Genomic DNA, 11,676 nt, shown 5'->3' on the forward strand with positions numbered 1-11,676 from the left:
CCGATGTCAAATTCCCGCGTGCGTGTCGGCTGCGCCGCCACACACCCTACGCCTGAAACTATGGTTGTTTTGGAGAACGGGCGGTTATGCTGCGCCAACTGCCCTTGCACGTTGGACGCAAAGCGCAGGTTTAACGGTGGGGCAAGCCCCACCCTACGCCGCAGCGGTACAACGCCGTACAGGGCTTTGTGAGGATTGCTATACGCTGCGTTTCTCCCGCAGCCCCGCTACAATACCCGCCCTTTTCCGCCCTGCCCTTCCCTGCCATGCGTTTCTTTTTTCTCGTTTTTGCTTTTTTCATCGCCACCGCATCCGCCCAGTCGCTCGATGATGCCGGGTCGGTGCCGTCGGCCAGCCAGCTCGCGCAGCTGGAAGCCATCATCACCCAGACAGAGGCGCGCAATGAGAGCTGGCAGAAGTCGCTGCCGGCGGCGCAGGACGAGGAGTTGCCGGAGGTGGTCGGCGAGCGCGATTTGGCCGCCATCCGCGTTTCGCTGGAGCAGGTGCAGGCGGATTTGGCCGGGTTGCGCGGCGAGCAGGCGGCGGTCGGGCAGGCGATGGAGATGGAGAAGAAGCGCAGTGATGCGCTGAATGCCTTGTTGCAGAAGCAGTCCAACCCGCTGCTGCGCGGCAATGGCGATGTGCATGGCGACCGCGCGCAGACGGAGGCGCAACTCGCGGCGAGCCAGCGGCACAGTCAGTTGTTGCAGCGGCAGAAGAATGCGCTGGTGCAGGCGGTGGCGCTGGCGGAGCAGTTTCATGCGGCGCTGGAGGCGCGTTATCAGCGTTTTAATGAGCGTTATTTGGAGTCATCGCGGCAGGCGCCGACGGCGAAGTCGCGCGCGGCGGATTTGGCGCAGCTGGAGCGGCAACTGGCGCAGTTGGGCGAGCAGTTGAACAGCGGCAGTTTGAGCCGTGAGGCGCGGCTTGACCGCTATATTGAGCTGACGCTGGTGCATTCGCAGATTTTTTTGACCAACAGCGAGGATGAGCTGCTGGCGCTGGAGGCGCGCTTGCAGGAGTTGCAGTTCGCCGATTTGACTTCGCTGTCGCTGGAGCGGATTGACCGCATCCGCGCCGAGCTGGACGCGACGCTGCGCCGTTTCGCGGCGCTGCAACCGCAGATTGAGAGCAACCGCCATATTGTCGGCGAGCAGTACCAATTGTATGAACGCCAGCGCGGCACGGTGCCGGGGACGGTGGCGGCGCGGCGCAAGGCGCTGGACGCGCAGTTTCAGCGGCTCACCGCCCTGCTGGAGAGCAATACCACCAGTCTGAAGATGAATCTGGACATCGCCGACCGCCAGTATTCGCAGCTCGCCAGGGAGCGCCTGACCGAACAGTACCGCTTCGGCGGCGACCTTTCCGCGCTGCCGCAACGCGCCACCGCCATCGTCAAGGCGGGCGGCACTTTCCTCGGCCAGTACGCCGTCGCCCTGCAAACGCTTTACCGCAGCCTGCACACCCTGAGCAGCACGCAATGGCTGCTCATCGCCTTCGCCGCGACGCTGCTGCCACTCGCCACCCTCGGCGTGATTGCCGTGTTGAACCGCCTCATCCGCCGCTATGCCAGCCAGAAAAAGCTCACCTTCGCCGGAAGACTGCTGTTTTTCCTCTGCAAAATGCTGAAGAACAACCTGCCCTACCTCGCCCTCTTCCAGTTCGCGCTCGTCCTCATCCACACCAGCGGCATCACCGCGCCTGCCTCGCATATGCTGCGCCTGCTGCCTGCGGTGCTGCTGTTCAACACCATCCCCTACTACGCCGCGCGCAACCTCATTTCCACCGGCCTTATCGCCACCCCGGAAAAACGCCGCATCATCCGCCCGACCATCATCTACGCCGCCGTCGGCAGCCTGCTCTTCTCGCTGGTGCTGATGGCGGGCTGGATACTGGACGACGCGGTCATCACCGACGCCTACCGCTGGATTTTCGCCCTCTACAACCTCCTCGTCGGCATCCCCGTCTGGCGCGCCACCAGCCGCAGCCTCGCCTACATGGACGGTTTCTACCAGGAATACTCCACCTACCGCATCCTGCGCCCGCTCATCCGCACCATCCCGGCGGGCATCCTCGCTTTCGGCGCCATCGGCACGCTGGGCTACCTCAACTTCGCCTGGCTCATCGCCGCGCACCTGCTCATCTTCCTCCTCTACGCCCTCATCTGGGTCGCCATTACCGCCATCCTCAAAGACAGCGCCCGCCGCGCCAAACGCCACGCGCTGCGCACCGGACGCGGCGTCTTCTGGACGCAGGACGTCATCAACCCGGTACACACCTTCCTCACCTACGGCAGCCTGCTCCTCATCCTCCGCCTGCTGCAACACAGCTTCGGCTGGGACGAACGCACCCCGGTCATCCAGGAAATCCTGACCCTGCTCAAAACCCCCATCACCAAAGGCGACAACAGCCACTTCACCCTGCTCAACATCCTGCTGATGGCGGTACTGCTCTACATCATCTACCGCGTCGGCGGCTGGATAAAATCCTTCAGCTACCGCTGGATATACAACAAAATCGCCGACCTCGGCATCAGGAACAGCCTCGCCGTCTTCAGCCAGTACGCCGCCGTCACCCTCGGCTTCTTCCTCGCGCTACGCGTCATCGGCATCGATCTCACCGCCTTCACCGTCTTCGCCGGCGCCCTCGGTGTCGGCATCGGCTTCGGGATGCAGACGATTGCCAACAACTTCATCAGCGGCATCCTGCTGCTGATTGAGCGCCCGTTGCGCAACGGCGACATCATCACCGTCGGCAACTACGAAGGCACGGTGGAACGCATCGGTATGCGCTCGCTGACCATCACCACCTTCAACAACGAAAGCGTCATCCTGCCGAACTCCGACTTCGTCACCAGCGCCTTCATGAACTGGTCGCACCAGGACCCAATTACCCGCACCATCCTCTACCTCGACCTCGGCTACCGCCACGACCCCGGCTACGTCAAGGGTCTCTTGATGCAAACGCTGGCCCAACTCGCCGAAGAAGGCCACATCCTCGACAGCCAGGAGCACGACTACGGCGCCTTTGCCTACGACTACTCGCCGCGCGGCATGACCTGGCGGGTGCAATTCCACATCCATATGCAAACCCACCACCGCCTCACCAGCCGCCACCTCGTGATTGAGCGCATCTGGCAAACCTGCCGCGCACACGGCATCGAAATCGCCTACCCGAAACAGGACGTGTACTTCCCCGCCACCCCCGACCAACCTGCCCGCGAGCTGCGCGACTGGCCGGAATTACCACCGCCGAAGGCATAGGCCTGCCCCCCACCCCCGCTCCGGCGGGGTTTTTTGACTACAATACCGCCTCATTTTTACCCCCACGGAGACCACACATGGCAAGCCTTGACGAACTCGTCGCCAAACTCAAAGAAATCTTCCAGACCGACCGCGCCGACCTCGATTTCGGCATCTACCGCATCCTCAACAGCCGCAGCACGGAAATCAACGAATACCTCGGCAGAACCCTGCCCGCGCAAGTCAAAGCGGCGCTCACCGACCCCGCGCAAGAAGCCGCCGTTTACAACCACCTGCTCACCTTCTTCACGCGCTACTACGACGAAGGCGACTTCATAAGCCAGCGCCGCTACAAGGGCAACACCTACGCCATCCCCTACAACGGCGAAGAAGTCATGCTGCACTGGGCGAACAAAGACCAGTACTACACCAAATCCGGCGAGAACTTCAGCGACTACCGCTTTACCCTCAGCGATGGCCGCCGCGTTCACTTCAAGCTGGTCGCCGCCGACACCGCCAAGGACAACCAAAAAGACCTGAACCACACTCGCCTCTTTGTGTTGGCCGAAAAGCAGGAAGCACAATACGACGACGAAGGCGAAGAAATCCGCCCTGCCCTTGCCCCGGTAGAAACCGCCGCCGACGGACAAACCCTCACCATCCACTTCAGCTACCAGCCGCGTCCCAAAGGGGAAAAGCAGGACGCCTACCTGAGCGCCGCGAAAAAAGCCATTGCCGAGGCAAGCGGCGTGCAGCAAGACTGGGCGGAACTCTTCAGCCGCGCGCCCACCGAAAAACAGCCCGACCGCACCCTGCTGGAAAAACACCTTGCCGCCTACACCACCAAAAACAGCGCCGATTACTTCATTCACAAAGACCTCGGCGGTTTCCTGCGGCGCGAGCTGGATTTCTACATCAAAAACGAAGTGATGAACCTCGACAATGTGCAGAGCGCCGCCGACTTCGCCCCGCTGGAACGCGACTTACGCCTTATCCAGACCCTGCGGCAAATCGCGCATAAAATCATCGACTTCCTCGCCCAGCTGGAAAACTTCCAGAAAAAACTGTGGCTGAAAAAGAAATTTGTCGCCGCCAGCCACTGGCTGATTACCCTGAACCACATTCCCGCAGAATTGCTGGAACAAGTCGCTGCCAACGAAAAACAGCTCGCGGCATGGAAAAACCTTTTTGCTTTCAAACAGTTACCCCCCCCCCTCGATATTTTTTTCCTTGTAAAAACAGACCCTTACCTCGTCGTCGATACCTCGCTTTACCCGCCTGAATTTCAGGCCGCCCTGCTTACCCGTCTATCCGAACAGGAAGACTTCCCCGACCTTGACGCCGCCACCGACGGCTTACTCATCCATTCCGACAATTTTCAGGCATTAAACCTGTTACAGGCACGCTATCGTGAACAGGTGAAATGTATCTATATTGATCCGCCGTATAACACGACCAACGACGGATTTATCTATAAGGATAACTACCGTCATTCAAGCTGGTTATCCATGATTATTGACCGCCTTCAATTCTCACATTCTCTATTAAATGACCATGGTGGGTTCTTTGCCAGCATTGACGATGGCGAACAGGATAATCTCAAGAAAATTGGTAATAGTATTTTTCGCCCGGAAAATTTTATGACTATTTTCCCTTGGCGCAAGCGTACTGCAAAATCTGACGTACCATTTGGCATATCACAAGATTACGAATATATTGTCGCTTTTGCCAAAAGCGACAATTTTTTAGCCCATACTGAAGGCAAGGAAAGAAAATATTTTACGACGAATGACTATCCTGATAGACCATGGCGTATCCACGATTTAACTACTCAAAGAAATGCTGAAGAGCGCCCAAATAGCTTTTTTACCATGATTAACCCTAAAAATGGCAAAGAATATCCAGCCAATCCTATAAGAACTTGGGCTGTTGCAATTGATACTTTTCAAGAATATTACGATGCCGGAAAAATTGTTTTTCCGGATGATTATGACTTCCTGAATATAAAGAATCCGGTTATGCGCTATTTTAAGGATGATGATATGGCGAAAGCAGGAGAAAATTTTGGCCGCGTCGCGGTCAGTACGAAATTCCCGGATAAAGTTGGAATGTCGCAAGATGGCACTAAAGAAGTAACCGCATTATTTGGAAACAAGGCTTTTAGCTTCCCCAAACCGACCAGCTTGATTAGCTTTATTATTGAGACCAATACGAAAGGAAATGACTTAATCCTCGACTACTTCGCCGGTTCCGGTACAACCGCCCATGCGGTGATTAATCTCAACCGTGAAGACGGTGGCAAGCGCAAATACATTTTGGTGGAACAAGCGGAATACTTTAATACCGTGCTCAAGCCGCGCGTGCAGAAGGTGATTTACAGCAAGGAGTGGAAAGACGGCAAGCCGCACGCGGATGGCGACGGCAATTTTCACGGCGTGCCGCAAATCGTCAAGGTGCTAAAGCTGGAAAGCTATGAAGACACGCTCAACAATTTACAACTGCACAAGCCGGATTTACTCGCCCATACCTTGAGCAAACAAAGCGCGCAGGATTATCTGCTACACTATATGATCGACATTGAAAGCCGTGATTCGCTGCTTTCTAGCGACGATTTCCGCAAGCCCTTCGATTACCGCCTCAATATCGCCAGCGATTCCGCCGGGGCTTATACGCCGCAGCTGATTGATTTGGTAGAAACCTTTAATTACCTTTTGGGGCTGCGGGTAGATGCCGTGGAAGACCGTCGCCATGACAAAGGCTATGTTTTCATTGAAGGTTATCTTGATGGCGAGCGGGTATTGCTGCTATGGCGTGATTGTGAGTGCTGGGATTATGACGGCCTGCAACGGCTATTAGAGAAAAAGAAAATCAAACCGCAAGACAGCGAATTTGCCGCAATCTATATCAACGGCGACCACACTTTGCCCACCGTTTGGCAGGACAACGATGCCGATGGCGGCAGCGCGCGCACGCTAAAGATTCGCAGTATTGAAGCGGAGTTTCTCCGCCTGATGTTTGCGGAGGCGGAATAATGGCAACTTTTCATGACCACCTCATCATTAACCGCTGGCTGCTTTCCCTGTTTAACCAACGCGATTTGCAGGCATTCAAGACGCGCCTCGGTGATGACCGCTTCAGCGGGCTGGATGACAGTGGGCAAACCCGCTTCTTCGAGCAGCTCAACAACAGTCTTTTTCATAGTGATGCGATAGATGAACAGACGCTGCGCCGCTATGACTTCAATATTATCCGGCATTGGCAACAGATTACCGCCAAGCGCAATCACGCGGAAGGACACGAATTACAGCTCAAGTATTTTCAGTATTTGTCACTGCTCTTTACTGAAATTTATCTTGACTGGTATTTTAACCGCCGCGAGGCATTATGCGCCGCGCTCAATCAAACGCTGGCGCAGTATTTACAGGAAAGAGAGGCACGCAATCTCTCGCCTTACACTATCGAGGATTTGAACAAGCTCGCTTACTGGAATGCCACCGGCAGTGGCAAAACGCTACTGATGCACGTCAATATTCTGCAATTCCGCCATTATTGCCCGGAGAAAATGGATAAAACCATTTTGCTGACGCCCAATGAAGGGTTAAGCCAGCAGCATTTGCAGGAATTTATCCGTTCCGGTCTGCGCGCCGCCATTTTTGACAAAAACAGCAGCAATGCTGATTTATTTGGCGATATTGAAATCATCGACATCAACAAGCTGGCGGAGCGCGATGGCGACAAAACCGTCGCCGTTGCCGCTTTTGCCGGACGCAATTTGGTATTGGTCGATGAAGGGCATCGCGGCACTTCCGGCGATACGTGGATGAAGCGGCGTGAAGCGCTGATTGGTGACGGTTTTGCTTTTGAGTATTCGGCGACTTTTGGCCAGGCAGTCGCAAAAGGAAAAACAATTAAGGAGCAGGAAATTGAGTTAATCAAAAACAAGGCCAAGATGTACTTCAATAGCCGCAACCTTAATCATCTGGATGCGGAGCAGCGGGAAATCGTAGCGCTGAATACTGCCGAGAAACGCGCAGCGAAACAAACCGCTATGTTTGAAACTTATGCCAAGGCGGTGCTGTTTGATTATTCCTACAAGTATTTTTATGCCGATGGCTATGGCAAGGAAAGCCTGATTCTCAATATGGATGATGCGGGCTATGAGTTGCACGGCGATTTGTATTTGACTGCCTGTTTGTTGTCGTTTTATCAGCAGCTGTATTTGTTTGATATGGGGGGCGCGCAGCTTGATGAATGGAATTTGGAGCGGCCGCTGTGGGTATTTGTCGGCAACAAGGTTGCCGATGATGACAGCGATGTGTTGCAGGTGGTGCGCTTTCTCGCTTTTTTCCTCAACCAGGCGACGGAAGTACAGCGCTGGTTGCACGCTTTGCTGGAAGACAGGGCGCAGATTGTCGATAAGCACGGCAACAATATTTTCAGTCAGCGCTTTGCGCCGCTGATGACGTTTCTTGGCAAGGAAGCGGATTTGTACGCCGATATTTTGCAGCGTCTTTTTCATGCGCCTGCGGGCGGCCGTTTGCATTTGTCGCTATTGAAAAAAGCCGAGGGCGAGCTTGCCTTAGCGGTGGGCGAGAATGGCACGCCGTTTGCCGTGATCAATATTGGCGATGCCAGCGGGTTTTTCAAAACGGCGGAAGGCAGCGAGGATTTTGTCTGCCGCAGCGATGATTTTTCGCCCGCTCTTTTTAGCAAGATTAACCAGAAAGACAGCCCGATTCATGTGCTGATTGGCTCGCGTAAATTTTCAGAAGGCTGGTCAAGTTGGCGCGTTTCTACCATGGGTTTGCTCAATATGGGCAAAAGCGAGGGCAGCCAGATTATTCAGCTTTTTGGCCGTGGAGTACGCCTGAAAGGGCGCGGCTTTTCTTTGAAACGCAGTTTGGCAGCAGAACGACCAAAAGGTTTGCATCTCGATAAATTAGAAACGCTCAATATTTTCGGCATCCGCGCCGGTTATATGGAGCAGTTCAAGGCCTATTTGCGCGAAGAAGGCATTACCCCGCCGGATGAAATGCTGATGGTGGATTTCAAGGTGCAGCCCAATTTGCCTGCGGTGCAATTAAAAACGCTGCGCCTGAAAGATGGCTATAAGGACAATCAGAAGATGGGCTTCAAGCGGCAGAAAAAAATAGATTTGTATGAGATACCAGAAGAATGGCGCGGCAAGATTAAAAAGATTCATGCCACGCTTGACCGCTATCCGCGCGTGGAAGCCTTAAGCACTACGCCGGGTAATGCGTTGCCGCTGAATCAGCGCGAAATTCATACGTTGGATAGCCGTCTGTTTCCGCTGTTTGATTGGGACGCTATTTATTTGCGGCTGCTCGATTTCAAACAGCGGCGCACCTGGAGCAATTTGCGCCTCGATAAAGACCGCTTGCGCGCGTTTGTCGAAGGCAATGACTGGTACACGCTGTTTATTCCGGCAAGCGCGCTCATCGTGCATTCTTTTGCCGATGTACTCAAACAGCAGGATTTGTTGCTGGAATTGTTGTGCCTTTATACCGAAACATTTTATGCGCGGCTTAAAGCGGCATATGAGGGGCAGTTTTATGAAACGGCGCTGGTCGATAGCGACAATGGCTCAATGCAAAACGGCTATCAATTTGCGATAGAGCCGAATGATGACGGGCGCGAGTATGAGAAAAAGCTGCGGGAATTAAAGCGACTTGTCGAATCTGACAGCATCAAGGAAGCGCTTAATTGGCGCGCGCCACAAATCAGCGCCATTTGTTTTCCGGCGCATTTGTATTATCCAATTATGGTGCTGGAAGACAAAGACAGCCTGCCGCTAAAGATGCAGCCGCTGAATATGAATGTGGATAGTGAAATCCGCTTTGTTCATGATTTGCAGGAGGCGCATGATAGCGGCGAGTTATTACGCTGGACAGGCGGTCGTGATTTGTATTTGTTGCGCAATGCGGCAAATAAGAGTAAGGGATTAGGTTTTGCTCTAGCCGGGAATTTTTATCCTGATTTTCTTTTATGGTTGGTAGACAAGGAAAGCGGGCAGCAATGGCTGTCGCTGATTGACCCGAAGGGTATCCGCCAGATGGATTTAAGCGACCCGAAATTTGGCCTTGCCGATGAGGTCAAGCGCTTGCAGCGGGAGTTAAAGCTGGATATTGCTTTGAACAGTTTTATTCTCTCGGTTACTGCGCGGCAGGATTTGCTCAATGTCGCGGATTGGTCGGACGCAGATTTCCGCGAGAAACATATTCTCTTTATGGATGATGATTATTTGCCGGAGATGTTTGCCATGATTTTGGACGAAGGGGAAATGGCATGAAGACGACCGCGCATCAGGCCAAGTATTTTGCCCATGAGATTTCTTGTCTTTCCCATAATAATGATGCCGGGGATTTGACCGGCGCGCTGATGAGTGCGCAGGTGGATTTGAATCCGCACCAGATTGAGGCGGCGTTATTTGCGCTCAGGCATCCACTGCATGAGGGAGTGATACTCGCCGATGAGGTCGGGCTGGGCAAAACGATTGAGGCTGGTCTGGCGCTGTGTCAGCTGTGGGCGGAGCGCCGACGGCGTTTGCTGGTGGTGTGTCCGGCGGCTTTGCGCAAGCAATGGCAGGAGGAATTGCGCGAGAAATTCGCCCTGCCCGGCAGGATTGCCGAGGGCAGTTTGCCGCCGTTTGAGGATGGCGTGCTGATTGTGTCTTATGAATTTGCGCGCAAGTATGCCGCGCCATTGCAGGCGGCGGATTGGGATTGTGTCGTGCTGGATGAGGCGCACAAGTTGCGCAATGCCTACAAGGATGGCAATAAAATCGGCCAGGCATTGCGCGTCGCCTTTGCCGGGAAAAAGAAGCTGCTGTTGACGGCGACGCCTTTGCAAAATTCGCTGATGGAATTGTATGGGTTGTCGCTCTTTCTTGACCCGCATTTATTTGGCGATGCCAAGCAATTCCGCCGCGATTTTATTGCGCAAGGCAATAGCGATGCACTGCGCCTGCGTTTGCGTGGTTTTGTGCAGCGCACGCTGCGTCGCGATGTGCGCGAGTATGTGCGCTATACCAGCCGCCATGCGCTGACGCAGCAATTTACACCGCGCGATGACGAGTTCGCGCTGTATCAAGATGTGTCGGCATTTTTGCAGCGCGAGCATTCGCACGCCCTGCCGCGCCGCCAGCGCCATCTCACCGGGATGATTTTGCGCAAGTTGCTTGCTTCCAGCCCGTTTGCGGTGCTGGGTACGCTGGAGGCGATGCGCAGCCGCCTGCTCGCATTGCAACAGGGCAAGCAGGAAACGGCGCTGCCCGCGCTCTTTCCCGGCGAGGATGTGTATGACAGCGCGGAGGAATGGGAGGAAGCAGACGCGCCGCCGGAGTCGCCCGATGTGAAGGGACTGGCGGAGGAAATCGCCCTGCTGGAGGGGTTTATCGCGCAGGCGCAGCACTTGTGCAACAGCACGGACAGCAAGGCGCAGGCACTTTTGGAAGCGTTGCAAAGCGGCTTTGCGCGCATGGCAGAGCTGGACGCGGCGCAAAAGGCGATTATTTTTACGGAATCAACGCGCACGCAGCAGCATCTCGCCGATTTTCTTCACGCCAACGGTTATGCGGGCAAGGTGGTGCTGTTTAACGGCACGAATAATGACGCCGCCGCGCGTGCCATTTATGAGGCGTGGCGCGCCGACCCGGCAAACCGGGGGCGCATTACCGATTCGGTTTCTGCCGACAAACGCGCCGCGCTGATTGACCGCTTTCGCGATGCGGCGCAAATCATGATTGCCACCGAAGCGGCGGCGGAAGGCGTAAACCTGCAATTTTGTTCGCTGTTGATTAACTACGACCTGCCGTGGAATCCGCAACGGGTGGAGCAGCGCATCGGCCGTTGCCACCGCTACGGGCAGAAGTTTGACGTGGTGGTGATGAATTTCCTCAACCGTCGCAACGAGGCAGACAAGCGTATTCTCGAATTGCTAACCGAGAAATTTCAGCTCTTCAGCGGACTTTTCGGCGCGTCCAACGATATTCTGGGGCGGGTGGAAAATGCCGATCTTGATTTTGAAAAGCGCGTCACGCAGATTTTCGACACCTGCCGCACCCCGCAGGAAATCAACCACGCCTTTGACCGGTTGCAGGCGGATTTGGAGGAAGCGATTAGCGCGCGCATGGCGCAAACCGAAGCGACCATGCACGATGCGCTCGATCAGGACGTGATTGAACGACTGAAGCTGAGCCACACGGAAATTGACCAGCGCCTGGACAAGGCAAGCCGCTGGTTCTGGCGCCTGTCGCAGTTTGTCTTGCACCCCTACGCTGACCGCTTCGACGCGGAAAAGCGCCGTTTTTATCTACAACGGTCACCGCTTACTGCCGCACAAACCGGCTTTTATCGCTTGACGGCCGACCCGCAGGATTTTCCCTTCCGCCCGAACACGCCGCTGGGCGAATGGT

The 11,676-nt window shown here is 55.1% G+C and carries 4 protein-coding genes; all 4 read left to right on the forward strand.

The features are described 5' to 3' along the window. The first annotated feature begins 266 nt into the window (after nt 1–266). Complete coding sequence (locus Q0349_RS03675) at nt 267–3,263, forward strand: mechanosensitive ion channel domain-containing protein (protein WP_298079525.1); 2,997 nt, start codon at nt 267–269, stop codon at nt 3,261–3,263. Nucleotides 3,264–3,340: 77 nt separating this feature from the next. Further along, nucleotides 3,341–6,274, forward strand: a complete 2,934-nt coding sequence (locus tag Q0349_RS03680; protein WP_298079526.1) for a site-specific DNA-methyltransferase — start codon at nt 3,341–3,343, stop codon at nt 6,272–6,274. Further along, nucleotides 6,274–9,552, forward strand: coding sequence for a DEAD/DEAH box helicase family protein (locus tag Q0349_RS03685; protein ID WP_298079527.1), 3,279 nt, complete (start codon nt 6,274–6,276; stop codon nt 9,550–9,552). The genes Q0349_RS03680 and Q0349_RS03685 overlap by 1 nt, the downstream gene beginning before the upstream one ends. After that, nucleotides 9,549–11,676: SNF2-related protein (locus Q0349_RS03690; protein WP_298079528.1), on the forward strand; the 2,128-nt coding region annotated here is incomplete at its 3' end. The genes Q0349_RS03685 and Q0349_RS03690, both read left to right, overlap by 4 nt.

This window comes from uncultured Cardiobacterium sp. (assembly GCF_938028185.1).
GTDB lineage: Bacteria > Pseudomonadota > Gammaproteobacteria > Cardiobacteriales > Cardiobacteriaceae > Cardiobacterium.

Bases quoted from the DNA above. Each gene is read 5' to 3' on its own strand.
- Q0349_RS03675 (WP_298079525.1), top strand. From the start codon at position 267: ATGCGTTTCTTTTTTCTCGTTTTTGCTTTTTTCATCGCCACCGCATCC.
- Q0349_RS03680 (WP_298079526.1), top strand. From the start codon at position 3,341: ATGGCAAGCCTTGACGAACTCGTCGCCAAACTCAAAGAAATCTTCCAG.
- Q0349_RS03685 (WP_298079527.1), top strand. From the start codon at position 6,274: ATGGCAACTTTTCATGACCACCTCATCATTAACCGCTGGCTGCTTTCC.